The sequence below is a fragment of the Achromobacter sp. NPDC058515 genome, from assembly GCF_042721735.1.
Lineage (GTDB): Bacteria > Pseudomonadota > Gammaproteobacteria > Burkholderiales > Burkholderiaceae_B > Achromobacter.
On sequence record NZ_JBHXNI010000014.1, the window covers coordinates 78,880 to 105,021 of the forward strand.

General features: G+C 66.5%; 26 protein-coding genes. 14 read left to right on the top strand and 12 right to left on the bottom strand.

Going from position 1 to position 26,142, the window contains the following annotated elements; genetic code table 11:
• Window positions 1-17: 17 nt before the first annotated feature.
• Window positions 18-2,390, bottom strand: coding sequence for a type VI secretion system Vgr family protein (locus tag ACFWP0_RS22140; RefSeq protein WP_377845664.1), 2,373 nt, complete (start codon window positions 2,388-2,390; stop codon window positions 18-20).
• 141 nt (window positions 2,391-2,531) lie between these two features.
• Here ACFWP0_RS22140 and ACFWP0_RS22145 point away from each other — a divergent pair, with 141 nt between their 5' ends.
• The 4 genes from ACFWP0_RS22145 to ACFWP0_RS22160 all read left to right on the top strand — a co-directional run bounded on the left by ACFWP0_RS22145 (window position 2,532) and on the right by ACFWP0_RS22160 (window position 6,829).
• The gene (locus ACFWP0_RS22145; RefSeq protein ID WP_377845666.1) at window positions 2,532-3,470 is read left to right on the top strand and encodes a LysR family transcriptional regulator; all 939 of its coding nucleotides are present in this window, start codon (window positions 2,532-2,534) and stop codon (window positions 3,468-3,470) included.
• Between the two features lie 199 nt (window positions 3,471-3,669).
• On the top strand, window positions 3,670-4,608 hold the full coding sequence (locus ACFWP0_RS22150; RefSeq protein WP_377845668.1) for a hydroxymethylglutaryl-CoA lyase: 939 nt from the start codon (window positions 3,670-3,672) through the stop codon (window positions 4,606-4,608).
• Between the two features lie 8 nt (window positions 4,609-4,616).
• A complete protein-coding gene (locus ACFWP0_RS22155) occupies window positions 4,617-5,795 on the top strand; it encodes a CaiB/BaiF CoA transferase family protein (protein WP_377845670.1) in 1,179 nt (392 codons plus the stop codon).
• 68 nt (window positions 5,796-5,863) lie between these two features.
• Window positions 5,864-6,829, top strand: coding sequence for a Bug family tripartite tricarboxylate transporter substrate binding protein (locus ACFWP0_RS22160; protein WP_377845672.1), 966 nt, complete (start codon window positions 5,864-5,866; stop codon window positions 6,827-6,829).
• Between the two features lie 38 nt (window positions 6,830-6,867).
• Here ACFWP0_RS22160 and ACFWP0_RS22165 read toward each other — a convergent pair whose 3' ends face one another.
• Both ACFWP0_RS22165 and ACFWP0_RS22170 read right to left on the bottom strand, forming a co-directional pair.
• Window positions 6,868-8,139 carry a hypothetical protein gene (locus ACFWP0_RS22165; RefSeq protein ID WP_377845675.1) on the bottom strand — a complete coding sequence of 424 codons (1,272 nt, stop codon included), beginning with the start codon at window positions 8,137-8,139 and terminating at the stop codon, window positions 6,868-6,870.
• Between the two features lie 76 nt (window positions 8,140-8,215).
• Window positions 8,216-9,205 (bottom strand): Bug family tripartite tricarboxylate transporter substrate binding protein, encoded by a 990-nt coding sequence (locus ACFWP0_RS22170; RefSeq protein WP_377845676.1) that lies wholly within the window; start codon window positions 9,203-9,205, stop codon window positions 8,216-8,218.
• A gap of 139 nt (window positions 9,206-9,344) precedes the next feature.
• Between ACFWP0_RS22170 and ACFWP0_RS22175 the strand changes: the two genes are divergently transcribed.
• Window positions 9,345-10,250 (top strand): LysR substrate-binding domain-containing protein, encoded by a 906-nt coding sequence (locus tag ACFWP0_RS22175; RefSeq protein WP_377845678.1) that lies wholly within the window; start codon window positions 9,345-9,347, stop codon window positions 10,248-10,250.
• 27 nt (window positions 10,251-10,277) lie between these two features.
• On the opposite strand, the gene ACFWP0_RS22180 is transcribed toward ACFWP0_RS22175, so the two are convergent.
• Window positions 10,278-12,161, bottom strand: a complete 1,884-nt coding sequence (locus ACFWP0_RS22180; protein ID WP_377845679.1) for a PhoX family protein — start codon at window positions 12,159-12,161, stop codon at window positions 10,278-10,280.
• A gap of 248 nt (window positions 12,162-12,409) precedes the next feature.
• On the opposite strand from ACFWP0_RS22180, the gene ACFWP0_RS22185 reads away from it, so the two are divergent.
• A complete protein-coding gene (locus ACFWP0_RS22185) occupies window positions 12,410-13,885 on the top strand; it encodes a glutamate-cysteine ligase family protein (protein WP_377845681.1) in 1,476 nt (491 codons plus the stop codon).
• Between the two features lie 126 nt (window positions 13,886-14,011).
• Window positions 14,012-14,452 (top strand): CesT family type III secretion system chaperone, encoded by a 441-nt coding sequence (locus ACFWP0_RS22190; protein ID WP_377845683.1) that lies wholly within the window; start codon window positions 14,012-14,014, stop codon window positions 14,450-14,452.
• Between the two features lie 37 nt (window positions 14,453-14,489).
• Here ACFWP0_RS22190 and ACFWP0_RS22195 read toward each other — a convergent pair whose 3' ends face one another.
• Genes ACFWP0_RS22195 through sctW form a run of 8 tightly spaced genes read right to left on the bottom strand, consistent with a single transcriptional unit; the run spans window position 14,490 to window position 20,838 of the window.
• Window positions 14,490-14,756 (bottom strand): EscF/YscF/HrpA family type III secretion system needle major subunit, encoded by a 267-nt coding sequence (locus ACFWP0_RS22195; RefSeq protein ID WP_377845685.1) that lies wholly within the window; start codon window positions 14,754-14,756, stop codon window positions 14,490-14,492.
• A gap of 11 nt (window positions 14,757-14,767) precedes the next feature.
• Complete coding sequence (locus tag ACFWP0_RS22200) at window positions 14,768-15,046, bottom strand: hypothetical protein (RefSeq protein WP_377845687.1); 279 nt, start codon at window positions 15,044-15,046, stop codon at window positions 14,768-14,770.
• A gap of 40 nt (window positions 15,047-15,086) precedes the next feature.
• On the bottom strand, window positions 15,087-16,436 hold the full coding sequence (sctD, locus tag ACFWP0_RS22205) for a type III secretion system inner membrane ring subunit SctD (RefSeq protein ID WP_377845688.1): 1,350 nt from the start codon (window positions 16,434-16,436) through the stop codon (window positions 15,087-15,089).
• Window positions 16,437-16,461: 25 nt separating this feature from the next.
• Entirely contained in the window at window positions 16,462-18,555 is a 2,094-nt protein-coding gene (gene sctV, locus ACFWP0_RS22210; RefSeq protein ID WP_377845690.1) for a type III secretion system export apparatus subunit SctV, read from the bottom strand.
• Window positions 18,556-18,563: 8 nt separating this feature from the next.
• Window positions 18,564-18,923 (bottom strand): tetratricopeptide repeat protein, encoded by a 360-nt coding sequence (locus ACFWP0_RS22215; protein ID WP_377845693.1) that lies wholly within the window; start codon window positions 18,921-18,923, stop codon window positions 18,564-18,566.
• Window positions 18,924-18,930: 7 nt separating this feature from the next.
• A complete protein-coding gene (locus tag ACFWP0_RS22220) occupies window positions 18,931-19,338 on the bottom strand; it encodes a hypothetical protein (RefSeq protein WP_377845695.1) in 408 nt (135 codons plus the stop codon).
• Between the two features lie 22 nt (window positions 19,339-19,360).
• Window positions 19,361-19,741 (bottom strand): hypothetical protein, encoded by a 381-nt coding sequence (locus ACFWP0_RS22225; RefSeq protein ID WP_377845697.1) that lies wholly within the window; start codon window positions 19,739-19,741, stop codon window positions 19,361-19,363.
• Entirely contained in the window at window positions 19,738-20,838 is a 1,101-nt protein-coding gene (sctW, locus tag ACFWP0_RS22230; protein ID WP_377845699.1) for a type III secretion system gatekeeper subunit SctW, read from the bottom strand. The genes ACFWP0_RS22225 and sctW overlap by 4 nt, the downstream gene beginning before the upstream one ends.
• Before the next feature lie 229 nt (window positions 20,839-21,067).
• On the opposite strand from sctW, the gene ACFWP0_RS22235 reads away from it, so the two are divergent.
• The 7 genes from ACFWP0_RS22235 to ACFWP0_RS22265 all read left to right on the top strand — a co-directional run bounded on the left by ACFWP0_RS22235 (window position 21,068) and on the right by ACFWP0_RS22265 (window position 26,137).
• Window positions 21,068-21,793 (top strand): hypothetical protein, encoded by a 726-nt coding sequence (locus ACFWP0_RS22235; RefSeq protein ID WP_377845700.1) that lies wholly within the window; start codon window positions 21,068-21,070, stop codon window positions 21,791-21,793.
• Between the two features lie 195 nt (window positions 21,794-21,988).
• Window positions 21,989-22,609, top strand: coding sequence for a hypothetical protein (locus tag ACFWP0_RS22240; RefSeq protein ID WP_377845702.1), 621 nt, complete (start codon window positions 21,989-21,991; stop codon window positions 22,607-22,609).
• A 41-nt stretch (window positions 22,610-22,650) separates the two neighbouring features.
• The gene (locus ACFWP0_RS22245; RefSeq protein ID WP_377845704.1) at window positions 22,651-22,947 is read left to right on the top strand and encodes a hypothetical protein; all 297 of its coding nucleotides are present in this window, start codon (window positions 22,651-22,653) and stop codon (window positions 22,945-22,947) included.
• A gap of 31 nt (window positions 22,948-22,978) precedes the next feature.
• On the top strand, window positions 22,979-23,473 hold the full coding sequence (locus ACFWP0_RS22250; RefSeq protein WP_377845706.1) for a SycD/LcrH family type III secretion system chaperone: 495 nt from the start codon (window positions 22,979-22,981) through the stop codon (window positions 23,471-23,473).
• A 13-nt stretch (window positions 23,474-23,486) separates the two neighbouring features.
• Window positions 23,487-24,386 (top strand): type III secretion system translocon subunit SctB, encoded by a 900-nt coding sequence (sctB, locus tag ACFWP0_RS22255; protein ID WP_377845709.1) that lies wholly within the window; start codon window positions 23,487-23,489, stop codon window positions 24,384-24,386.
• A 36-nt stretch (window positions 24,387-24,422) separates the two neighbouring features.
• A complete protein-coding gene (gene sctE, locus ACFWP0_RS22260) occupies window positions 24,423-25,646 on the top strand; it encodes a type III secretion system translocon subunit SctE (RefSeq protein ID WP_377845711.1) in 1,224 nt (407 codons plus the stop codon).
• Between the two features lie 26 nt (window positions 25,647-25,672).
• On the top strand, window positions 25,673-26,137 hold the full coding sequence (locus ACFWP0_RS22265) for a tetratricopeptide repeat protein (protein ID WP_377845713.1): 465 nt from the start codon (window positions 25,673-25,675) through the stop codon (window positions 26,135-26,137).
• Window positions 26,138-26,142: the final 5 nt, after the last annotated feature.

The following is a 26,142-nucleotide window of genomic DNA, read 5'->3' on the forward strand; positions in this document are numbered from 1 at the left end:
AGGTGTTTTCACAAGGCTCATACGATCAAGAAGAGCGCCTTGAACACTGCCTTGAGTTCACCAAACTCCGCCTCCTCCACAAAGCCTTTGTAGGAAATGCCCCCGCAATCCACCTTGATGGCCCCGATGTCCGACTTCTTCACATAGTAGGTGTTCTGCGTGGCGCTGGCCTGGTGCCGAAGGCCCGTCACGGACTGATGAAATCCGCGGACTTGGAACACCTCTAGAAAGGCCTCGCCTTTCCACCAGCCATTTGTGAAGTGGGTTTTGTGGGTTTCCTTGACCGCCGCGCCGTTCCAGATCAGTTCGGGCGATTCGAAGGTGATGCTGGCCGGCGCTTTCACTGTCATTGCATCGCCTTCCATTTTTATGGAATGCGCATCGCCGCCTTTTTGAATATCCAGCGGCCCCGCATCGGCGCGCAGCTTCATGCTGGTGGACGTGGTGAACTCGCCCAGGCCGCCGGTTGCCTGGATATAGACGTCCGTGGGCGCCTTAAGGGTCGCATTGTCCCCTTCGAGACCCAATTGATGGTCGTCGCCGCCTTTCTGGATGTTGACATTGTTATCGCCCGTCGATTTGACGAGCACGATGTCCTTCGCCTCGAATTTGCCGTAGCCGGTATCTGCCTTGATGTGGACATGGCCGTCGGTGGACGTCATGTCAATGTCTGACTTGGTGGTGTTCGCATACTTGTGCGAGAACGTCTCTACCCGGTCGCCTCCGGTCACCTTGAGCGTATCGGACCCCTCGACCGTTGTGTCCCGATAGGAGCCCACCAGGTTCTTCTGGTGGTCGGTGATGGTGTTGTCCTCGAATGTGCCGATCGTGGTCGTCCGGGATGCGCCCACGCCGCGCGTCTCCAGCCCTTCCACCACCACATGCAGGTCCTTTTCCGAATGCAGCTCCACGTATTCGCTGCCCAGCTTGTTTTCAATGTACAGGTGGCTTTCGTTGGCCGGACTGCCATAGTGGGAGCGGCTGCTGAATCCCACAACCGTGGGCGAGGGGCTGAATCCCCCCGCCGGCATCTGGTGATCGTTGTAGACACGGCCGGTCACCAAGGGGCGGTCGGGGTTGCCGCCGATGAAGTCCACCACCACTTCCTGCCCTACGCGCGGCGTGCTCACGGCGCCATAGCCGCTACCCGCCGAATCATTCGATACGCGCACCCAGCCGGAACTGTTCTCGTCGGGCTGGCTGTAGCGGTCCCAGCGGAAAAGAAGTTTCACGCGCTGGTACTCGTCGGTATAGACCTCCGCGCCCGCGGGTCCCGTGACCACGGCCGTCTGGGGGCCGGTCGTTTTGGGAACGGGCGTTGCCATGGGCGCGCGGTAGGGCAGGCTGGTAGGCTGAACCGTGAACTCGTAGCGGTACTCCCCGACGCCGTCTCGCGACTGGTAGCCCGCCTCGGCCAGAAAGTAATCGACCGAGAGGATCAGATATTCCCTGATATCCGCCTTGCGCGGACTGCGGCGCAGCCGAAACGTGTAGCCGGGGGCCAGCCCGCGCACATTGGCGCCGCCGCTGCTGCGCTCGCTGGCGGAGCGGGTTTCCTCAAGCCGCACTTTGACGTAATGCTCGCCATGCTGGATATCGACGTATCCCCCTTGCCACTCATAGATTTCATGATTGGCCTGCGCGACCGGGTGGGTATGCTTGAGGCGGCTTTGCAGATTGAGGCTTGATTTCCTGAAATCGTAGTCGTTGATAACGTACTCGACCCCCCGCAGTTCTTCCTCGCTGCTCCACGCGTGTATGGTCTGCTCCCGGGCCAGCACATTGTTTTCCTGGGGGAAGTAGTCCAGTGCGGAATAGTCCGGCAGGGGCTCGTGCTCGCCCATGTCGTCGATCAGCACCAGCGTGTGCAGGTTTTTCTCGTGCTTGAAGTAGTAATAGATTCCTTCGTGTTCCATCAGCCGGCTGATGAAATCGAAATCGCTTTCTTCGTACTGGACGCAATACTCGCGGGTTCGATAGGCGCCCTGCAGTTTTTTTTCGTAGGCATAGCCAGAATACGAGCCCAGCACTTCTTCCAATATCTCGACAACGCTCTTGTTCTGATAGATCCTGCAATCGCGGTTGCGCGTCAAGTACCACAGCCAGGGCCGCACGGTTGCGCGATAGCGGGCCAGTCGCAATCCTCCTGACTCCTGGCCTACATAAGCGAACCGGGCGACATCGCCGTTCAAATAGCGCTTGGCGCCATGCTGGGTTTCAATCTCCAGGGTCAGCGGCTTGCCCAGGACAGAGGGGGCGCTGATCGCGGTCGTTTCCGCTTCGAGCTCCACCTCAAACTCATACAGTTCGGACAGGGCTTCCCGTCCATGCATGCTTTTGAACTTCAGTACCGCTCCTAAAGCGGTCTCGGCGACGATGACTCGATTCATGACCCCAACTCTCTCAAGGTGTTAGGCGCGGATCTGCCGAATCCGACGATGACAGTTTCGAGTCCATGCTAGGTTTCCCGGATGCCATTCATGTGACAGTCAACAAGAATTACATTTAACGTTTACGCCTGGGCTTTTCCGATGACGACACCTGATACGCTCACCCGTACACCCGCGCCCCGCCTGGACCTGTATACCCTGCAGGTTTTTGTGGCCGTCCTTGAGGAAGGCAGTATTGCGGCGGCGGCCTCGCGTGAACACATCGCGCCATCGGCGCTCAGCAAACGGTTGTCCGAGCTTGAGCGGACCTTGGATGTCGTCCTGTTCAACCGGCACGCGCGCGGCGTGGAGCCCACCAGCGCGGGGCTTGCGCTGGCGCGGCATGCGCGGGCGCTGCTGCACCAGGCGTGTGGCCTGGCGGATGAAATCCGCGAGTTTTCGTCGGGGGTGCGCGGGCGTGTGCGCGTTGCCGCCAATCTGTCGTCCATCACGCAATTCCTGCCCGAGGAGCTGCGCCGCTTTCTTGACCGGCACCCCGATGTGCGGATAGACCTGGAAGAAAATGTCAGTTCCGCCGTGACCCGGGCGGTTCAGGAAAATGTGTCCGACATCGGCATCTATACCCAGACGGACGACGAGAGCGGACTGCATGTTTTTCCGTACCAGCGCGATGTGATGACGCTGGTGGTCAACCACGGCCACCCGCTGGCGGCCCGCCGCAGCATCGCGTTTGCCGACACGCTGGATTACGACCATGTGGGCATGCATCGCGGCAGCGCGGCCGACTATCTGTTCACCCGCGAGGCGGCGGCCATCAACCGGACGGTGCGGCTGCGGTTCCAGGTGACCTCCTACGACGCGCTGGTGTCGATGGTGCGCGGCGATCTGGGCATCGGCATCGTGCCGACCAAGGCGCTGTCCCTGTTCGCCTGCGTAGACCTCCGGATTATCCCTCTGACCGACGCCTGGGCGCAGCGCCAGCTCAAATTGTGCGTGCGCAGCAATGAGCCCTTGTCCGGCGCCGCCCGCCTGCTGTTGGACCATCTGCTCCAAGAGGTCCAGGCTACGGGCAGCGCTTGAGCGGCGGAAGGAATTCTAGAGGACTCCGCCTGGGGCGCTGCAATGCAGTATTTCGTGAGGCCGCGGCGTCCCGGCGGGCCAGCCGTCGCGTTTTGCGATGCCCCATTGAAGATTCACGATTTGTGCCGGCAGGCCTGATCTCGCAAGATAGTTCACGAACCCATAGACCCGGGCCAGGCCCGGGCGTCAGGAGAAAGACGTGAGCCTTCCCGGTCGAGTTGAGATTGTCGAGGTGGGGTTGCGCGACGGCCTGCAAAGCGAGCCCGAATTCGTGCCTACCGAGACTAAAGCCGCAATCCTGAATGACCTGATCGCGGCAGGCGTGCGCCATATCGAGGCCACTTCCTTCGTGTCGCCCCGCGCCGTGCCGCAGTTGAGCGATGCCGCGGCGCTGCTGGAGCAGGTGGACAAGCGCGCAGGCGTGGTGCTGGGCGCCCTGGCGCCCAATCGTCGGGGCGTGGAGCGCGCCCTGTCTTCGCGCGCGGACGAGGTGGTGGTGTTTCTGTCGGCCAGCGAAAGCCATAACCAGAAGAATCTCAACCGGCCCGTGGAGCAATCGCTGCGCGATATCGAAGACGTGGCTGCGCTGTTGCAGGGCCATGCGATCGGGCGCAAGGGCGCCATTGCCGTAGCTTTTGGCTGTCCGTTCGAGGGCGACGTGGATATCGGGGCGCTGAAAACCATCGTGGGCCAGTTCTCCGGCCTGGGTTTCGATGCCGTGACCCTGGGCGATACCACCGGCATGGCGACGCCCAAGCTGGTGCGCCGGACGGTAGACGCATTGCGAGCCGATTTTCCCGGCATGAAGCTCTCCCTGCATTTTCACAATACGCGCGGGCTGGGCCTGGTCAACGTGGTGGAAGGGCTGCGCGCCGGCATCACCAGCTTTGAATCATCGCTGGCCGGCCTGGGCGGCTGCCCGTTCGCGCCGGGCGCCACCGGCAACGTCTGCACCGAAGACCTGGTCAATCTGCTGCACGAAATGGACATCGAGACGGGCATTGACCTGCCTGCCTTGATTCAGGTCGCCCGCCGCTTGGAGCGTGTGATGACACGCAGCTTGCCCGGCCAGGTGATGAAGGCCGGACCGCGCCTGGCGCTGCACGACTACGCCGGCGCCGCGGCTGCCGTAGGCTGAGGAAACCCATGCCCTTATCCGGATTCCGCATCCTGGACCTGACACGCATCATTTCAGGCCCCTTCTGCACCTCGCTGTTGGCCGACATGGGCGCCGACGTCATCAAGATAGAGGCGCCCGGGGAGGGCGACCCGGTGCGCCGGCAAGGCGTCATCCGCGATGGCATAAGCTGGTACTTCGCCAACTACAACCGCAACAAGAAGTCGGTCACTCTGGACTTGTACAGCGACGAAGGCAAAGCGGTTCTCCGGCAGTTGATCGCGCAGTGCGATGTGGTGGTGGAAAACTACCGGCCGGGCGTCATGGAGAAAATGGGACTGGGCGACGAACAGCTCAAGGCGCTGCGGCCCGACATCATTCATTGCAGCATCAACGGCTTCGGCACGACCGGGCCCTATCGGGACAGGCCGGCCTTTGATTTCATTGCGCAGGCGATGAGCGGATTCATGAGCCTGAACGGCGCCGAACACGAGCCTCCCATGCGCGCCGGGCCGCCCATCAGCGACCTGATCGCCGGGATGAACGGCGCCCTGGGCATCGTGGCGGCGCTCTTGCGCCGCGAACGCACGGGGCAGGGCGACAGCGTCAGCGTGAGCCTGCTGGGCAGCATGATCGGGCTGTTGAGCTTTCAGGCGTCGAACTACTTTGCCGACGGCAAGCTGCCGGCGCGCACCGGCAACGATCACGGCATCGCGTCGCCCTACGGCTTGTTTGAGACGGCGGACGGCCAGGTGGCCATCGCGCCCAGCAACGATGTCATCTATTCCAAACTGCTGGACGCGCTTGAGCTTCCCGCCCTGCGCGCCGACCCGCGCTACCAGACCAACGCCGACCGCATGCGGAACCGCGCGTCCATTGCCGCGGAAATCCAGGCGCGCACCCGGCAGCACACGAGCGCGCATTGGATCGAACGGCTGAATCAGTTCGGCGTGCCCTGCGGGCAGGTTCTGAACCTGCAGGAGGTGTTCGAAGACCCGCAGGTCCAGGATCAGCAGATGGCGATAGACGTGCCCCATGGCGAGCACGCCACGGTCCGGATGCTGGGCTTTCCGATCAAGTTTTCAGAGGCGCCGGTCCAAGCCGTGGCGGCGGCGCCGGCGCTGGGCGCCGATACCGAGCGCGTGTTGCGGCAATTCGGGTTCGCCAAGCAGGATATCCACGGCTTGCAGGAACGCGGCGTCATTTGACGGCGCCGCGGTCAGACCACAAGGCTGCGAAACGGCAGCCCATACCGATAACGACGGAGACACACGACATGCTACGCACCCTGCTGCTATCAGCCTCTGTACTAGGCCTCGCTGCAAGCGCACAGGCCCAGGATTTGTATCCGAACCAGCCTATACGCATCATTGTTCCTTTCACGCCCGGCGGCGGCACGGATTTCCTGTCGCGCACGGTAAGCGCCAAGCTGGGCGAGACCACGAAGTGGAACGTGGTGGCCGAGAACCGGCCCGGCGCAGGGGGAACGATCGGCATCGGGGCGGCGGCCCGCGCCAAGCCCGACGGCTACGAGATCGTGATGGGCCAGGTCGACAATCTGGCCGTCGCACCCTCCATCTACAGCAAGCTCTCGTACGACCCGGTCAAGGACTTCGAGCCGATCGGCATCGTGGGCGAGGCGCCCCTGGTCATCGTGGCAGGGAAAAACAGCCCATACCAGAGCCTGGGCGCGCTGATTGCCGCGGCCAGGAAGACGCCCGGCGCCGTCAACTATGGCTCGCCCGGGGCAGGCACGATCACGCATCTGGCCGCCGAACTGCTGCAGCAGCGCGCAGAGATCAAGTTGGTCCATGTGCCCTATAAGGGCTCGGGGCCCGCCATGGCCGACCTGCTCGGCGGGCAGGTGCCGGTGATCTTCACGTCGATTCCTTCGGCGGCGCCGCAGATCAAGGCGGGCAGCGCCGTCGCGCTGGCCGTCACTTCTCCCAAGCGCAGTCCGATCCTGCCCGACGTGCCCACGGTGGCTGAGCTGGGCTATGCCGGCTTTGATGTGCGCGTCTGGTATGGCTTGCTGGCGCCGGCCAAAACGCCGAAGGCCATTATCCAGACGCTGAACACCGAGCTGAACAAGGTGCTTGCCTTGCCCGCCATGCAGGAGGCGTTGGCCGCGCAAGGCGCGCAGGCCATGCCCACGACGCCGGATCAGTTCGCGTCGACCATCAAGCAGGACTACCTGAAATGGAAGCCCGTGATCGAGGGCGCGAAGGTGAAGCTGGACTGACGGAGGGCTTGGGCCGCGAACGGGAACGGCGAGAGGGCCTAGGCGCCGGTCCCGACGATCGGCGACACGTCCAGCACATACATCTGCCGCTCTCCTTCATGCACGGAGTCGATGCAGACCTGGGCGCCGTCGCGGCTCCAGCGGGGGTGCAGGTCGCAGCGGTTTTCCTTGGACAGGGCGGGATCGGCGTAGAAGCTGCCCAGCGCATGCTGCTGGCCGGTCCGCATGTCGTAGAGGAACAGGATGCGTTCGTGCGTGGCGGCGTCCGGATAGGTGTCGCTCAGCAGCCAGCGCGTATTTACCGGAGAGAACGTCATGTGGCCGTTCTCGGTCAGCACGCCGTCGCCCACGACCTGCACGGCGCCGCCGGGCGCGTCTTCATACAGGTGGTAGTGGATGCTGCCGCCATGAGGGCCCCAGACGATGATCGAGCGGTCGTCGCGCCAGAGCGGGTGCGAGATCTGGTATTCGGACTTTTCGTAGTCGAAGGTGCCGACCGCATCGGGATCGAAGTCGTCCGCCAGTTGCGGCAGCGGGTGGTCGGAGCATTCCAGCAGGCGCATGTCGCTGCCGTCGGCGTTCATGGTGATCAGGCGGTGCAGGAAGCAGGTCTCGTCTTCCACGCGTTCGGTCCAGCGGTGCAGGAACAGGATGCGGGTGGACGAGGGATTGACCTCGATGTGGCTGACCCAGTGGATGGCGCGTTCCATCGAGTCGCGCGGATGGAAGTTGCGCAAGTCCGCGTAGCTGACCAGCAGGCGATGCTGGCCGCTTTCGAGGTCCAGCGTGTGGATGCCGTCGTCGGCGGGGGCGTTGGCGACAGGGCCGGGCGCGTGCTCGCTGTAGCCGATGGTCTGGTGCGTGATGTAGAGCCGGCGGTAGTCCACGCAGAGCGCGTAGCGGCTGCTGGGCGCGGCCACATAGATGGGCAGCGGCAGGATGCGGGTCTTGCCGGTGGCGATGTTGTGGATGGCCGAACGGAAGCCGGGATAGAACCCGCTGGCGTCCTCGCTGCGGCAGTTGTAGATCATTTGCGGGTCGGCCAGGCCGTCCAGCCACTGGAGCTGGCAGCCCATCTGCCAGTTCCATGCCGTGGTTTCGCCCACGGCATGGAAACGGTCGCCGTCGCGCAGGTCGAAATAGCCCACCTCGGCGCGCAGTTCAGGCGTCAGCACAGCGTCCTTGAAGGGCGTGCGGTTGGCCAGCAGATAACGGCCGTCGCGGTGCCAGACGGTCTTGTTGTAGTAGCCGAAAAAATGGTGGTGCGGAGTATCGTTCAGGCGGCGGCAGGCGATGGGGGTGGCAAGCATGCGGTTCACAAATAAAGGGTGTGGCAGAGAGGCGGGGATGGCGGCGCGAGAGGCTGCGCGCCGCCGTGGCGGGCGGTCAGCCCGCGGTGATGTGCTCGGCTTCGATGACCTTGTTCCAGCGGGCGCGTTCGCGCTCGACGAAGTCGCGCGCCTCGCTGGGGCTGTTGCCCACGGGCGTCATGCCCAGGCGCTCCAGCCCGGCCCGGAAGGCCGGCTCGGCGTAGATGCGTTTCAGGTCGGCGCTGATCTTTTCGATCAGGGCGTCCGGCACGTCCTTGCCGGCGGCCAGCGTGGTCCACGACGTGACGGTCAGGCCCGGCAGGCCGGCTTCGGCGGCGGTGGGCACGTCGGGCAGGGCGGGCGAGCGGGTCGCGCCGGTGATGGCCAGCGCCTTGAGCTTGTTGCCCTGGATGTAGCCGATGGTGGTGGGCACGTTTTCGAACAGAAGCTGGATCTGGCCGCCCAGCAGGTCGTTGGTGGCGGCCGAACTGCCCCGGTAAGGGATATGCACGATGGGAGCCTGCGCGGCCATCTTGTAGAGTTCGCCCACCATGTGCACCGAAGAGCCCACGCCGGCCGAGCCGAAATGCAGCGTTTCCGGCTTGGCCTTTGCCAGGGCGGTCAGTTCGGCCAGGGTGTTGGCTTCCAGTCCCGGATTGGCCACCACGACGTGCGGCATTTCAGCCACGATGGTGATCAGCTTCAGGTCTTCCGCGGGCTTGTAGTTGAGGGTCTTGTAGACGCCGTAAGTGGCGTGCAGGCCGATGGAGCCGAGCAGCAGCGTGTAGCCGTCCGGGCCGGAGTCCGCGACGAATTTGCCGCCGATGTGTCCGCCCGCGCCGGGCCGGTTTTCCACGACGACGGACTGGCCGTACAGCTTGCCCAGGTGTTCGGCGAGGAGGCGGCCCTGGATGTCCGAGCTGCCCCCGGCCGTGAAGGGGACGACGATGCGCAGCGGACGGTCGGGATAGTTGGCCTGCGAATGCGCGGCCAGCGGCAGCGCGGCGCCGGCCAGGGTCAGGCACAGCGCTTCCAGGATACGGCGCCAGGGACGGCGTGGACTCATGGTATTTCCCCAAAACGGTTGGATCGTGGCGGGCGCATCTGGCGGCACCCTTGGAAAAGCCAGTGTAGGAGTCGCACAGTATTTGAAAAAATTCTTTTTTCAGCATAGTCTATGCAACTTTGCTATACCCTGTGATCCCATGAGCCGACCGCTGAATTTCCGTCAGATCGAAGCCTTCCACGCGGTAATGCTGGCCGGTACCACGACCGGCGCCGCGCAGATGCTGCGCACGACCCAGCCTTCCATCAGCCGGTTGCTGGCGCAGGCGCAGCAGGCCAGCGGCCTGAAGCTGTTCGATATGGAGCGCGGGCGATTGCGGCCCACGCGCGAGGCCAAGGACCTGTTCGATACCGTCAAGCGCCATTTCGTGGGGCTGGAGCGCATCGAGGACCGCGTGGCGGCAATGCGGCGCAGCGGCAGCGGGGTGTTGCGGCTGGCGTGCACGCCGGCGCTGGGCCTGGGCGTGCTGCCCGGCGCCGTGGAGGAATTCGCGCAGCGCTACCCCGACGTCCACATCAATATGCAGACGGTGGGCAGCCAGTATCTGCGGGAGGGGCTGCTGCATGGCACGTATGACGTGGTGGTGACCACGGTGCCGCTGGACGGCGCGCACCTGGCGCTGCACGGACTGCACGAGAGCGCGGCGGTCTGCGTGATGCGGCCGGATCATCCGCTGGCTGAGCTGCCGTCCATCGGCATCCGGGACCTCAACGGGCGCAGGCTGCTGGTGCTGAACGCGGACGACGACGTCTACCTGCAGCTGCGCGGTGCGATGCAGCAGCATCGCGTGCAGCCCGTATCCGAAATCGAGACGACCTATTCTTCGACGATCTGCGCGCTGGCGGCCGCCGGGAGCGGCCTGGGCATCGTCAATCCCTACATTGCCGCGGTGTTCGCCGACCAGTTGGCGATACGGCCGTTCACGCCCCGCCTGCCGGTCCGGGTGTGCATGGCCTATCCCGCGCAGACTGCCCCGTCGGTCGTGACCGAGGCGTTCGTGGACATCCTGGCAAAAAGATTCGAGGCGCTGCCGGGCTTCGCCTGAAGCCCGGCAGCGCCTCTTCCCGGGCGCTTACGCGCCGACGGGCTTGCCGTCGGTGCGACGGACCACCACGGTTGCGGAACGGGCGTCGCCGCCGCCCGCGCGCAGGGTGTTCCAGGCAGTGCCGGGATGCTGGATGTTGATGAAGAACGTCGTCAGGTCCGGCGTGTAGGCGATGCCGGTGATCTCGCAGCCCAGCGGCCCGACCAGGAAACGCTTGGATTCGCCGGTCTTCTGGTCGATGTAGTACATCGAGTTGTTGCCGAAGAAGTTAGTGGTCGAGGTGCCGGTGCCGGCGTCGGTCTGGACCCAGAGGCGGCCCTTGGGGTCGACGCGGATGCCGTCGGGGCTGGAGAACGTATCGCCGTTGACGTTGCCGGTCAGGTTGGTGGCTGCGCCGTCGGCGGGGTCGCGGCCTGCCAGCAGCAGCAGGTCCCATTCGAACGTCGTCGCGAGCGGGGAGTCGCCGCGCTCGTGCCAGCGGACGATCTGACCGTGCGAGTTGTCCACGCGCGGGTTGGGCGCGCTGGTGCGCTTGCGGCTGCCGTTGTTGGTCAGCGTGCAGTACACGGTCTTGTCCACGCCCACCGTGATCCACTCGGGGCGGTCCATCAGCGTGGCGCCGGCGACGCGGGCGGCGGCCTGAGTCTTGATGAGCACGTCGGCCTGGGTATTGAAGTCGACGAGCTGGCCGGTGATGATGGTGCCGACGGGCAGTTGCGTGAAGTTGCCCGGATCGGTCGCGCCGGTCGTGAGGCCGTTCTTGCCCACGGTCAGTTCCACCCAGTTGCCGCTGCCGTCGTCGTTAAAGCGCGCGGCGTACAGCGTGCCCTCGTCCAGCAGGCCCATGTTGTTGGCGCGGTTGACCGGGTCGTAGGCCTTGCTCGGCACGAACTTGTAGATGCAGCCGGGCGTGGTGTCGTCGCCCATGTAGAACGCGACGCGATTGTTCGCGTCCAGCATATAGGCCGTGTTTTCATGGCTGAAACGGCCCATCGCGGTGCGCTTGACGGCGGTGGAGTCCGGATTCTGCGGATCGATCTCGACCACCCAGCCATACCCTTCGTCGGCCGGTTTGCCGATGTCGCCCGCCTGGTAGTGGTAGTTGTTGAGCGTTTCTTCGCAGGTCAGGTAGGTGCCCCACGGCGTATCGCCGCTGGCGCAGTTGTTCAAGGTGCCGACAACCGTTGCGCCGACCACCGACTTGGCGGGGCCGCTGACGTTGTAGACCGTGTTGCCGGTGTAGCGCTTGTTGTAGCGAGAATCGGCCTTGACCGCCCACGCGCCGTCGGCGCCGCGCGCGACCTCGACCACGGAAACCCCGACGTTCGACAGGCGGGTCCGAAGGCCTTCGACGCCCTGGTCCAGGGTCGCGTTGTCGAGGGCTTCGTGGTTCAGCACCAGCAGGCCGCCCTGGTTGGGGTCCACGCCTTGCAACGGGTAGAAATGCATGCCGTCGTGCTGGCCGCCCGACTGGTTCTCGGTGGCGGGGTAGGACTGCGGGATGCCTGCATAGCCGACCGAGCCGATCGCGCACTTGTCGCCGGCCGAGTACAGCACTTCGGCCACATAGCCCGTGGGCACGGTAACGGTATCGGCGACGATCTTGTCGCCCAGGGGCGTGAACGTGACGGAGTAGTCGGGGCCGGCGGGCTCCGGAGGCGGGGTCTCGGTCGGGGGAGGCTGCTCGCCGCCGGTGTCGGGGGCGTCATCGTCATCGTCGTCGCTGCCACAGGCCGTCAACAGCGTCGAGGCGCCGAACACGGACAGCATCGAAAGGCCGAAGCTGTTCTTCAGCAAGGTGCGGCGCTCGGGATTCGCAGCGACGATTTCGTCGAGCATCTGGCCGGGAACCGTAACTTCCCCCTGGGCATCGCGATAGGGGGCGCGCAGTTTATCAGTCAAGTAGGACATTCCAACCTCATAGAATTGCGAACGAGTCGCTCAGTTATTTGTCAGCCTTTCGGCGGCGAGATTAGAGGCCCCTCATTACACAGGAGTGACGATCGCACGTTCCGCCGTCCGCGTCGCGGTGGGAACGGCAACGCCGTTCTCGTTACTAAGACTGCATGTCTCTTTCTTGCCTATGGAAGCCTTGCCATGCCCGCCGTCCGCGCTCCAGTCCGAACCCGTCGCGCCAGCCATCGCCTCGGCGGGACGCGATGACAGCCCCCGGCCAGACCCTGGGCCTGGAGATGGAGATGGCCGTGGCGCGCCGCGACACGGGCGCCAGCCATGCGGTGGGCGGATATTTCCAACGGCTGGCGTCCATCAAGGCCGCGCGCGATGAAGCGCCGGGCATGTCGCGCATCGAGGGCCGGGACGTAGGCGTGTCCGTCGCCGCGGGCGAGAGCGGGCTGGACAATGGCTTCAACCTGCTGGAGACCGCATTCGCGCCGGTGTCCGCCGCCCAGGGCGGGCTGGCGGAACTGGGCCGGCGCGCGCGGCGCGAGCTTGAGGACGCGCTGCGCGCGCTGGATGCCGAAGACGCAACGGTCCTGAACGTGTCGGAGCACCCGGCATGCACGCTGGACCCGGCCTGGTATGCGGCCGTGCAGGTGCCGCGGCCCATCTACCGCGAACTCGTCGGGCACCGCGAATGGCTGCACCGCGTGGGCATCGACGCCAAGGCGCAGAACAGTCCATGCACATCGGTCGACGTGCGCGAGGCGGCGCGCGCCCTGAACGTGGTGCTGGGACTGGCGCCGGCCAGCGTGGCGATATTCGCCAACAGTCCGCTGGAGAGTGGCCGCGAGACGGGCTTCAAGGAGAACCGGCTGACGGTGTGGGACCGCATGTTCCGCCATTCGCGGTTTGCGGGCGATCATTACCTGCAGCGGCTGCCCGAGCGTCCCTTTGCCGATCTGGGGGATTACTTCCGCTGGATGTTCGGCCCAGGCACCGCGAGCCGCTGCCTGCCCCTGGCGGTGGAAGACGGCTACAAGTCGGCGGTCGGCGTGTACCTGCAGGGCAGTCCGTCGCTGTCGCGCTTCATGGCGTCCGATGGCTGGCCGGGCCTGCGCACGGACACGGGGGAATCGGTGACGCTCGCGCCGCAAGGCGGGCATTTCGAGTATTCGCAGTTTGCGCATTTCCTGGATGCCCGCTGGCGCTACCGCCTGGTCTCGCATCCGCCGCTGGAGGCGCTGCGCGAGGCCTGGAGGCGGCCCGGCGGCATCGAGGACCTGTATGCCGGGCTGGGCGCAGTCGGCTATATCGAAGGGCGCGCGCCCGGGGCGGGCTTTGCCGATGCGCAACTGCTGCGGGATGCCGGCAGGACGGTGGCCGCCACCACGGTGATGGCGCCGTCGGCCATGCAGCTGGGCCTCATGCGCAACCTGGAACAGGCGGAAGACCTGCTGCGCGAGTGGGGATGGCTGCGTTTGCGCGATATGCGGGCCGACGCGATGCGGCATGCGCTGGACGACGACGCCGTGTGGGCGCTGGCGCGCGATGCGCTGGCGGTGGCCGAGGGCGGGCTGGCCGCCGATGAGCGGCACTGGCTGGACTACGCCCGGTACGTGGTCGACTCCCGCGACACCGGCGCGGACCGGCTGCTGCGTTTGTGGCGCGGCCTCGAGGGCGATCCCCACCGGCTGCGCGAGGTGTGCCGGGCCCGCGCGGCGGTGCCGCTCTGACCCGGGAGCGCGCCGTTTTCCCCGATTGGCCGATGCCATGAACGCGGGTAAGATGGGCGCCTCTTTCCTACCGCCCTCTTGCATACCGGCCGCCGGTGTTTCGCGGCGCCTCGCATAGCCCGTACCGTGTCAGATCCCCTATTCGCCCGGATACTCTCCGAACTCGGCCAGACCTTGGGCATACCCGCCCTGGCGCCTGCCGAAGGCGGCCTGTGCCAGCTGGCATTCGACGGCCGGCATCTGGTGCAGATCATGGAGCACGGCGCGCGCGCCCAGATATTGCTGTCGTGCGCGGTCGGCGGAAAGATGGACGGCGCCCTGGCCCTGCTGGCGGCGCAGAGCAATTTCATGCAGGCGGGCGGCGGCGTAGTCGCCTGCGCGGCGCCCGACGGGCGCATGCACCTGCAACTGGGCGTGGCGCGCGCGGACTGCCGCGCCGACACCCTGATGGCCGCCATCGATGCCTTGCTCAGCCAGGTCGAGGCCTGGGAGAAGCGTAGCGCGCGCGCCGAACCCGACGTCGATGCGCTGCGGCGCAATCCCGCCTTCCTGATGCAGTCGGTGTAGGCCGGCGGCTAAGCGCCGGCCTCGCCGCGCGAACCCCTCAGCTCGACTTCTGGATCACGCCCTTGAGCGAATCCGCGATCTGCTTGGTGATGGTGCTTTGAATGTCGATCATCATCGTCCACTGCTGGATCTGCTGCTGCATTTGCAGCATCTGGGCCTGCGATACGCTGCCGTCGGCATTGGTGCCCATATTGGCCAGCGTCGACTGCAGATTGCTTTCCTGCGTGCGGATGCTGTCGTAGATCGTGCTGTTGACGGTGTTGAAGTTCAGGCCGGACGAGCCGGTAAGACCGTTGATTGCCATGCTGAGTCTCCTTAGCGGGACAGGGAAGTGAAGGCGGACGGCGGCATCGCGGCGCCGGCGTCCGTAAGGGGTTGGGCCGTCCGTTGCGCCAGGACATCCTGGGCGGCGCGGGCGGCATCGGCCACGGCGCGGCAATCCTGGAAAGCGGCGGGCGCCAGGCCCGCATCCAGGCGCGCGCGCGCGGCGGCTTCCAGCGTGGCCAGGCGCTGGGCCAGCGATGCGCTCAGTTCGGCGCCGCCGGGCGCGGACAGGCGCTGTTCGAGTTCGGTCAGGGCGGTGGGCATGTTCATGGGCGGTTGGCGTCAGGTTGGCAACGATGGGGCGCGGCGCTCAGCGCGTCACGATGGCGCTGCGGGGCCCCTCGAAGATGATGCGGGTGTTCTCCACGGCGACGAGCCGGTACTTGCGGTAGACGCCGCCCACCAGCAGCTTGCTGCCGTCCTCCAGCACGATGAATGGCTGCGGACCGCCGACGACGCTGCGGATCGTGAACGGCACGCTGTCGGACGGCGTGGCGGCGCTGGCGGCGGCGATCCTGGCCACGCCCAGGTACTGTTTGTTGAAGTCGTCCACGACGTCCCGCAGGCGCTGCAGCTGGTCGTCATCCAGCGCGCCGGGGGCGATGTCCAGGTGGTCGGCCTTCCAGGCGAGGGTGATGCCGGACAGCCCGGCGTCCACCAGCTGGCTGGAGAACGTGTCGCTCAATTGCTGGGTCAGCACGATGTCGTTGCCCAGCACCGTCATGCCCGGAAGCTGCGCGCGCAGCGCGTCCATGGCGGATGCGCGTTCGCGCGCGCTGCTGGCGATGCCGGCGATGTTGAGCCGGCCGTCGCCCTGGTATTGGGGCTCGTACTTGACGCTGAAGGCGCGCAGCGCGGCGCGCGCGGTGCGAACCGCTTCGTCCTCGTTGCTGATGCGCATGGCCGGCATCGGCCAGATCTGCGACAGCGAGGCCGCGACGGCATCCTGTTCGGCTGCGTTGCGCACCCAGCCCGACACGGTGACCGTGCCGTCGCGCGACAAGGACACATGCAGGCGCGACGCGAGGCCCATGCGCTCGAAGACGGCGGATATCTGCCCCATGGACTTTTCCGCGGCGGCCAGCCGCGGGTCGGGCGTGGGCGCCCGCTTGGCCGTCGAGGGCGGGATGAGCGCCAGCGCGATGGCCACGACGATGGTGAGCAGCACCGCGCCCAGGCCCAGCGCCATCGGCCACGAGTCGCGCTTGCGGCGCCGGCCCTGCGCCGGCGGCAGCGGCAGGCGGCGTTCGAGCTGGCTGTCTTCGTCGATGGGGGGCGCGGCGGCGGCCGGCATCGCGGCCGCGGCCGGGGTCTCGGGGGCGGGCGTGGCGGCGGCGGGAACGCCGGCCGGCGCATCGTGGGCGGCGGCGGGAGCCTGGGGCCAGGGATCGCCGCGGCGCGCCACCGTGATCCATACCGGCCCCAGCGGCGCCGGCCGGTTGAACGGCGTGGCGGGCGGGGCGTCGGGCTGGCCGTCGTCCAGGGCCAGGTCCCAGCCGTCCGCGCCGATGCGCACGCGCGCGGCGCGCGGGCCCATGCCGTCGTCGGCCAGCACGATGTCGCAGGCAGGGTCGGCGCCCAGCACCGAGCCGTCCTCCACCAGGCAGCGCGCATCGCGGTGCAGGCCGCTCAGCACGCGCAGTTCCAGCGCTTCGCTCATGCGGGGGCTCCGTTATGGCGTGCGCTCACAGGTCCACCCTGGCCAGCGGCTGCACGTTGATTTCCTGCGTGAGCTCCTGGTAGGACAACACCGGCAGCTCGTACAGGTCCTGCTCGATCATCTTGCGCAGGTAGCGGCGGATATCCATGGAGGTCAGCAGCACCGGCTTTTGCGCCGTGGCGTTCAGGTCGCCGGTGGCGCGCTTGATGTTGTCGACAAGCTTCTTGGACGCGTTGGGGTCCAGCGCCAGATAGCTGCCCGCCGAGGTCTGGCGGATGGCGCCGCGCACGGTCTCTTCCACGTTCGGGGCCAGCAGGTAGGCGGGCAGGATGTTCTGGCCGGTGGAATATTTGTAGCTGATGTGTCGCTTGAGCGAGACTCGCACGTACTCCGTGAGCAGCACCGAGTCCTTCTCTTTCTGGCCCCATTCGATCAGCGCTTCCAGCACCGCCCGCAGATTGCGCACGGAGATGTCCTCGGACACCAGCCGCTGCATGATCTCGGCGATCTTCTGCACGGGCATCACGCGCAGCGCCTCCTTCACCAGGTCGGGGAAGCGGTCTTCCATGGCGGTAAGCAGGAAGCGGGTTTCCTGGATGCCGATGAAGTCCGACGAGTATTTCTTCAGCACGAAGGCCAGGTGCCAGGTCAGCACCTGGTGCGGATCCAGGAAGGGAATGCCGGCCGCCGACAGCGTGGGCGCCAGGTCCGCGCTGGCCCAGATGGTGGGAATGTTGGGCAGGAAGCGCTTGTCCGTTTCGTACGGCACCTGCAGCGCCTGCAGGTTCTGCTCGGTGTCGCGCACCAGCACCGCGCCGGGGCGCAGCTTGCCCTGGGACACCGGCACCTCGGACAGCAGGATGTTGTAGGTGTCCTGGGGCAGCGCGTCATTGAAACGCAGCTGGATGCCGGGGAACGGCACGCCCAGGTCGAAGTACAGCGCGCGGCGGATCTTGAGCAGTTCGCCGTTCAGTTCGTCGGCGTCGAAGCTGCGCTGCAGGTGCGCGGCCACGTCGATCATCAGCGGCAGCGTGGGCGCGAACTCCGCGCTGCCGTCGCTGCGGGGCTTGGCCGCCGGCTTCTGGCCGTCCGCCGCCAGCGCGGGGATTTCGGTGATCTCGCCCGTCTTCTCGTCGACCACCTTGCGCGTGCCGCGCAGCAGCACGAAGCCGATGGTGCCGACGACGGCGGCCAGCGCCAGGAAGGTCAGGGTGGGCATGCCGGGGATCAGGCCCATGCCGACCGCGATGGCCGCCGCGATCAGCAGGGCGCGCGGCTGCGCCAGCACTTGCGCGCCGATGTCCTTGCCCACGTTGGAGGGCCCGTCGCCCGTCTGCACGCGCGTCACGATGATGCCGGCGCAGATGGCGATGAACAGCGCCGGAATCTGCGCGATCAGGCCGTCGCCGATGGTCAGGATGGAATAGACCTGCACCGCCTCGCCCGCGGTAAGCCCGCGCTGCATGGTGCCGATGAGGATGCCGCCCAGCAGGTTGACCGCGACGATGATCAGCCCGGCGATGGCGTCGCCCTTGACGAACTTCATGGCGCCGTCCATGGCCCCGTAGAGCTGGCTTTCCTTTTCCACGATGGAGCGGCGCTTGCGGGCCTCGTCCATGTCGATGGTGCCGGCGCGCAGGTCGGCGTCGATGGACATCTGCTTGCCCGGCATGGCGTCCAGCGAGAAGCGCGCCGCCACTTCGGCCACCCGTTCCGCGCCCTTGGTGATCACCACGAACTGCACGATGGTCAGGATCAGGAAGACCACCAGGCCCACGATAAGGTTGCCGCCGACCACGAAATTGCCGAAGGTCTCGATGATGTGGCCCGCGTCGCCCTGCAGCAGGATCAGGCGGGTGGTGGCGATGGAGATGCCCAGGCGGAACAGCGTGGTGACCAGCAGCACGGATGGAAACGACGAGAACGCGAGCGGCGACGGCAGGTACATGGCGACCATCAGCAGGATGGCCGACAGCGTCATGTTGGCGCCGATCAGCACGTCGACCAGCGTGGTCGGCAGCGGCAGGATCATCATGAAGATGATCGAGACGATCAATATCGCCAGGACGATATCGTTGCGGCTGGTGGCGGCGGCGACGACGCGGTTAAGGGCTTGCATGGTGCGGCTCAAGTGGACTCGATCTTGGTGGGCAAGGCGGTGGCGGCGGGGCGCAGGGCGACGTAGGCGCGCATGGCCGCGGCGGCCTCGTCCCGGCGCTCCAGGGCCTGCAGGGTCTGGGCGCGGATCAGGTGGAAGGGGGCGTCGACGCCGCCCTGCAGGGCCAGGCCGTCCAGCGTGGACAGCGCGGCCTCGGGCTTGCCGGCGCGCAGCTGCGCCAGCGCCAGCGTGGCGAGCTGGCGGGTGTCGGCCAGGCCCATCGCGCGCAGGGCGTTGAGCAGCACGGCCGTCTTCTCGGGCCGGTTGTTTTCAAGATAGATATAGGCCAGCAGGCTGAGCAGCTCGCGGGCCTCGTGCGTCAGCGGCATCGGGCGTTCATCCTTGGTACAGCGCGCTGCGGTACATCGTGACCAGGTCGCGCAGGCCGGCTTCGTCCTTCAGCAGGCGCAGCGCGCGGTTGAGCGCGCGCGCGTCGTCCGGGCTCTGGTGCTGCGTCTGTTCCGCGGCGGCGGCAAGGCCGTCCAGCGCGGCTTGCAGGGCGTGCTGGAATTTTCCGGGCATCAGCAGGTCGCGGTTTGCCAGCGCGGGGCGCAGGATGTCGTCCAGGTAGCGAGCGGTGTTGGGCTTGTCGAGCAACTGCGCAAGCTGCGCGCGCACGCCGTCGGCGGGCGGCGTGAGCTCATGGCGCTCGGGAAGCTGCTGGCCGCCGGCCTCGCGGCCCGCGTAGGAAATGCTGTCGATGCCCCGGTCGAACGCCAGGCCGTTGATGCGCATATCGGACATGATGGTTCTCCGTGTCCCGTGTTCAGTCGTCGCGCGCGGCATCGAGCCAGCGCGACAGATACTCGACGGCCTGCCTGAGCTTGTGCGCGCTGGCGTCCGCGGCCGCCAGCCGCGTCACGGCCAGCAGCCGCGTCAGGCCGTCCTGCTCGCGCAGCGCGGCCTGCACCGGCCAGTCGTCCAGCCGCGAGAAATGGGCGCGGCGCCAGGCCTTCTGCAGGCGGTCGGCCGCGTCGTACGGGACGGGCTCCGAGACATAGACCAGCACTTCCTCGCCTGCGGGCTCGATGGCGACGCGGCGGCCCGACTCCAGTTGCAGGGCCAGGTTGCCGCCGGCGCCCAGCGCCAGTCCGGGCATGCCGATGTCTTCGCCGAAGGCGCCCAGCGCGCGGTCCAGGCTGTTCATTCGTATTCCTCGTCGATGGCCGCGTCCAGGGCCTGTTGCGCGGCATTCAGGACGGATTGCCGGGTGTCCGCATCGGCGTAGACCTGAACGGGCAGGTCCTTGAGCACGGCGCGCACGCCGCCCAGGAAGGCGATTCGGCCCTCCACCGAGGCGACCCCGTGCGATCCCGCCAAGCCGGAGAAGCGGGCTTCGGATATCCATTTCTCGTTGCTGACATTGACGAGATCCTGCATCAGGCGTTCGGAGGCGACCGTCGCGCCGTGCTCGCGTTCCAGCTTTGCGGAGAGCTCCGCGCACCCGTCCAGCACGGTGACGGCGGTGCCCAGTTGATAGAGGTCCTGCATCAGGGATTGCAGGCGGTCGGGGCTGGTGGAGGGGCGCGCGGCGGCCAGGTCCTGGCCCAGCGCCTGGATCAGCTGCTGCAGGCCGCGGCCGACGTCCTTGCCGCCAAAACGCTCCAGCGCCAGGGCCAGGGTCTTGGCCAGGGAGGATTCGCCCAGCACCACGTCGCGGTAGGTGCGCTGGAAATCGGCCACGCCGCGGCTGTGCTCTGCAAAGGCGGAGGCGGCGTCCACGGTATTGAGGCCCGCGCGGATCTGCGGGCCGCTTTCCAGTTCCAGCTCGGCGAGCGCCTCGCGCAGGTTTTCCAGCACGTCCTCGGGCGCGCCCTCGCGTTCGCCCTGCCGCAGCGCGTATTGCAGGCCCAGGTACTGCTGCGACACGTCGCCGAACGCGCGGCCGGCGGCCTGGCGGGGATCGCCCTTGCCGCCGAGCAGGGAGCGCGCCAGTTCGGTCAGTTTTTCCTGGGCATCGGCGTCATGGGCGCCGGCCAGGTAGGCCAGGATGGCTTCGGCGCTGAGCAGCTGCAGCGGCGCGTCGCCGCGCATCTTGCGCTGCGCGTGGTGCTTGTCCTCGGTTTTCTCGGCCATGTGCAGGCTGAGCTCTTCGGCGGAGTCGGCCAGCGAGAACTCGCCTTGCACGGTCACCGCGGCCTGGCCCAGCATCGTGCCGACCTGCTGCTGGCCGTGCTGAACGTCGGCATGCGAGGTCGTCGAGGAAAAGGCGGAAGAGGGCAGTCCAGCGTCGATACGGTTCATAAGGGGCGTGAGGCGGCCGGCACAGGCCGCGCGTAGTCAGTGGTAGTAACGGGACGGCGGGAAAAGTTCCATCCCCGCTGCGTGGAACCAAGCCGGGGGCAACCGTTACGAACACGGGTGGCGGCAAGCGGCGATGGCGCCGGCGCCCGCAGGGCTAGCGAGGCAAGGGTTAACCCGTATTTTTGCGGCAACCGGCCTGCTGGTGCGCAACCAATTCAAGGAGAAAGCGATGTCCTCGGTATCCGGTGTGGCGATGGGCGGCGTCTCGGGCATGGATTTGTCCAGCATGGACCTGGAGACCGCGCTGATGGCGGTTCAGCAGCAACGTTCGCAGCTGCTTGAGAGCTCCCTGCGCCAGCAGCTGGATTCCGTCAACGCGCGCAATGCCGAGATGGCCGGCATGAATGAATCGATGAACGCCATGGCGGCGCAGAACACGCAGCTGGAGTCGGCCAACGTGGACATGCAAGGCCAGATCAGCCAGTTGAAGGACCTGCAGGGGCGCCTCTCGGCCAGCAAGTGCCCCGATTCCGAGGGTTGGTACGGTCTGTCGTGGGGGCAGGGCGACGACAAGGCTCTGTCCCACGCGACGCTTGCGCAGATCAAGGATGCCGGCCTGGCCGTGCCCACCGGGGCCGATGCGCCGCGCGATGTGGACGGCAACGGCACGATGGACGCCAAGGGCCGCGTCGTGCAGGGCTTTGTCGACCAGCTGGCGGCCAAGATCTCGGCGCTGGAGGCCAAGACGGCCGAGAACGGCAAGACGATCGACGCCAACAAGCTGGCCATCGCCGACACCAAGACCGCGCTGGACTCGCTGGGCAACACGCAGCAGATGGAAATGCTCCGCCTGCAAAGCTTGACGGGCAAGAACAACGAGGCCTACGACGTGATGACCAATTTCATGAAGAAGATGCAGGAGAGCCGTTCCTCGATCATCGGCAACATGCGCTGACGGGCGGCGCGCGGCAAGCGCCGGCAGGTAGTTCAAGGGTTTTCCCTAGATATGCGGCGTCACGCAGCACTCGTGCAGGTCCTTTTTTTGCGTCGGGGATGGAACTAGCCGGGCCCGCATGTCACTTACCCGGTGAGCAGGAAAACAATCACTATCCGCCTTCGCGGCGGGATCCGGTCTACAGGAGAAAGCAACATGTCGGTCAACTTTAATGGCGGCGCGGGAGCGGTCGGCGGCGTGTCGCTGACGAACCTGCAGGGCATGGATCTGGAAACGGCGTTGATGATGGTGCAAGGAGAGCGCACCAAGCTGCTGGACGCCCAGCTGCAGACCCAGATCCAGGAAGTCCAGAACCGCAACGAGAGCATCGCGAAGCTGAACGAGGTCATGACCAGCCTGAACCAGGCGCTGGCGCAGTTCAAGAGCGGCGCTTCGGGCACGGACAAGATTCCCGACTGGAACAGCGACAAGGTCAAGTCGATCGAGGTGCCGCTGAACGACGCCATCCGCGCGGCCGGCATTACCGATCTGGGCTTTACGTCGCGCCAGGGGCAGTTGACCAATCCGGACAACCCTTCCGCCACGATGCTGGCCACCGGCACGAACATCATGCAGGGCTCGACCACCAAGGGCGAGATCGACACGGCCATCAATAAGGTCAAGGGCATGATCGACGCCATGGGCAACAGCCAGCAGATGGACATGCTGCGCCTGCAAAGCCTGTCCAACAAGCGCAACGAAGCCTTCGACGTGATGACGAACTTCGTGAAGAAGATGCAGGACAGCCGTTCCTCCATCATCGGCAACATGCGCTAAGCGCGGCCCCATACCTCCAGATTCCAAGACGGATACACACCATGTCGAATGCAAGAGACGCGCAGCAGCTGATCCAAGAGGCCGGCGAGCTGGCGGCCGCGGCGCAACAGGCCCTTGAGGCTTCGGACGAGTTCTACCGCAGCCAGGGCCTGGACCCTGAAAAGGTGCGAGCCGTGCTGGCCGAGAAGCTGGACGACAAAGGCGCGGCCCAGGCCCGCGCCCAGTTCGAGGAAGACATGGAGGCGGTGGAGCGCGAGGTGGCCGAAGAGGCCGCGCGCGCGAGCTTTGCCGCGCCGCTGCGCACGGGCGGCGTCAAGAAGCCGCGCTTCATGGTTTGAGCGCTGAAGCCGGATAACGGAGAGGCAGACCATGAGCCAGCGGGAAGCGCCGGACTTCAACGCCCGGGATTTTGAAGAGGCCGCATCGGACCTGTCCGCGCTGCTCAGGCAGGGCGGCACGCTGGGCTCGGGCCAGGGCGTGACGCGGCCCGAGTGCGAGGCCCTGTACCAGCTGGGCCATGGCCTGTATGAGCAAGGCCGCTACAGCGACGCGTTCAAGGCGTTTTCGATGCTGGTCATCTACGACCATCTTGAACCGCGCTACCTGATGGCGCTGGGCGGGGCATCGCAGATGCTGGACCGCTACAGCGACGCCCTGGTGCAGTACGGCGCGGCGGCCATGATTTCGCTGGACGATCCGCTGCCGATGTTCCACAGCGCGGAATGCCTCGTCGCCATGGAGCGGCTGCCGGAAGCTGCGGAATCGCTGGAGCTGGCGCTGAGCCTGTGTGTGGCCGAAGCGCATGAACCCGTCCGGGCGCGCGCCCAGGCGCTGCGGCATGCGCTGCTGACAAGAATGCAATGAAAGGGACCGAGACATGACGATTTCAGGCGCAATTCCGAACAGCGGCATTTTGCCGATGGCCACGCCCGACGCCGGCTCCGCGGCGCCGGCCGCTCCGCCCGCCGCCGCGGCGTTCCAGATGCTGGATGCGGCGGCCCAAGCGGGCCGCGGCTTGCCCGGCGAAGCCGTGACATCGCTGCCGGCGCCCGGCCTGCAAAGCGGCGGGACGCCGCCGGCGGAGGTCAGCCAGATGCTGGCAAGGCTCAACCCGGACGACGTGGCCGGCGACATCTATGCGGTGATGGCGTTGTTCCAGAAGATCGCGCAGGAGCAGCGCAACGCCGCGCGCGAAGTGCGCGGCGCCGAAATGCAGGCGCAGGTCAGCGACCTGATGGGCGCCGCGCAGGAAATCCGCAATGCCGCGCAGGACCGCATGATCGGCGCGATCGCGGCCGGCGCGATGCAGATCGCCGGCGGCGCGATGCAGATCGGGGCCGGCGCCATCGGCTTTGCCAGCAGCATGAAGGGCGCCAACGCCACGATCCAGAGCGGCGAGAAAGGGCAGCTCGCGGCGCTTGCGCCCAAGGACAGCGCGCAGCAGTCCCTGCTGGCGAACCAGGCGAAGGCGCTGGACGGCATCGCGCAAAGGAGCGCCGCGCAGGGTCAGCTCGCTACCGGCATCGGCCAGGGCGCCGGCGGCATCGCCAATGGCATTGGCGGGATCGTCAACGCCACGCAGGAAAGCAAGGCAGCCGAACACGATGCGTCCAAGGCGGAGCTTGAGGCGTCCGCAAGGGTCCACGAGTCGGCCGTGCAGCAGGCCAATGACCTGATGCAGCAGATGATGGATGTGATCCGCGACGTCCGCGACAAGCTCGGCTCCATTGAGCAGTCGCGGGTGGAAACGAATCGCGGCATCGCCCGCAATATCTGACGCGCCTCGCCCAGCCGACCGATCAAGGAATCCATCATGAGTGCGATCAGCTCCAATTCCGCCATGCCGGGTGCCGGCGTGCCGCTCCCGCAGCCGGATGCCGGCGCCGCATCGGCCGCGCCGCTGCCAGCCGCGGCCAATCCCGACCTGCTAAAGGAACTGGCGGACATGGCCGCCACCCTGACCGAAGGCAAGCGCGCGCCTGGCGGCGACGGCGTCGCGAACGCCCGCGGAGCCCCTGCGCTGCAGTCGCCCGCCGCGCCGATGTCGGCGGGCGACATGATCGACCTGCTGCGCTCGATCCGCAGCAAATCGCAGGACGCGCAGCTGGCTGGCGCAAAGGAGTCCCTGCAGACGGCGCGCATCAACGCGCAGAAGAACAACGAGCAGCAGGCCGAAAAGATCAAGGAATGGGTCGACAAATGCAAGGAGGCCGATAGCAAGGGCATCCTGGGCAAGATCTTCGGCTGGATCGGCAAGATCTTCGCGGTGATCGCGTCGGCGATCGCCGTGGCGGTGGCCGCCGCGGCCACGGTGGCGTCGGCGGGCGCGGCCGCGCCGATGCTGGCGCTGGCGACGCTGGCGCTGGTGGGCTCGACGATCTCGCTGGCGGACCAGATCTCGCAGGAATGCGGCGGTCCGCAGATCAGTATCGGCAACCTGCTGGGCACGATCGCCTCGAAGTTCCTGGAGGCTTGCGGCGTGGACAAGGAAACGGCGGAGAAGATCGGCAAAGTGATGGCCGGCGTGGCCGCGCTGGCGATGCCGGTGACGCTGCTCATCGAACCCCAGATGCTAGGCACGATGGCGACAGGCATCTGCGAGCTGGCCGGCGCCGACCCCAAGGCCACGGCCATTGTCGGCATGGTGGTGGGCATGGCCGCGGCAGTCACCGTCGGCATCGTCACCGCGGTGGCCTCCGGCGGCGGCACGGCCGTGTCGTCGGCGGTGAAGATCGCCAATGGCGTGGTCACCGGCACCGCGCAGGTGGTGCAGGGCCTGACCGCCGTGGGCTCGGGCGCGGTGAAGATCGCCGTGGCCAAGGACCAGAAGGCGGCCGAAGACATCCTGGCGTCCAAGAAAGAGCTGGATGCCATGCTGGCAAAGCTGCAGCAGCAGATGGAAGACGGCCGCGAGGAAATCAAGAAGGTCCTGCAACAGATGGAGGACGGCGTGCAGGCGGTCAGCCAGATGATCAACGGCGCCGCCGACAGCATGGCGCAGATTACCTCCAACCTCGGCAAGCGCGTCTCGGTTTGACCGCGCGGCCACAAGGAAACTCAAAAATGACCACACCCGCTCGTACCGAACTGGGCCAGCGCCTTTGCGATGGGCTGGACGCGCTGCCTTCCTCCAGGCGCTTCACCGCCGAGCAATTGGAAGTGATCTACGCGCTGGCCTATGCGCATGTGGCGCAGGGCCAGTATGCGCAGGCCCTGCCGGTATTCGCCTTTCTCTCGCAATACGGACCCACGCGCCGGCACTATCTTTCCGGCCTGGCGCTGTGCCTGCAGATGACCGGGCGCCATGACGAGGCCATCAACATCAACGCGCTGTGCGCCACGCTGTTCCCCGATTCGGTCCAGTCCACGCTGCGCATCGCCGAGTGCCAGCTCGCCGCGGGCCGGGGCGACGAGGCGAAGGCCACCCTGGACATGCTGGTGCGCTACGCCGAGGCGGGCGGAGCCGGCGACGTGGGAGGCAGGGCGCGCGCGCTGCGCGACCTGGTTTCACAGGAAAGCACGGCATGACACAG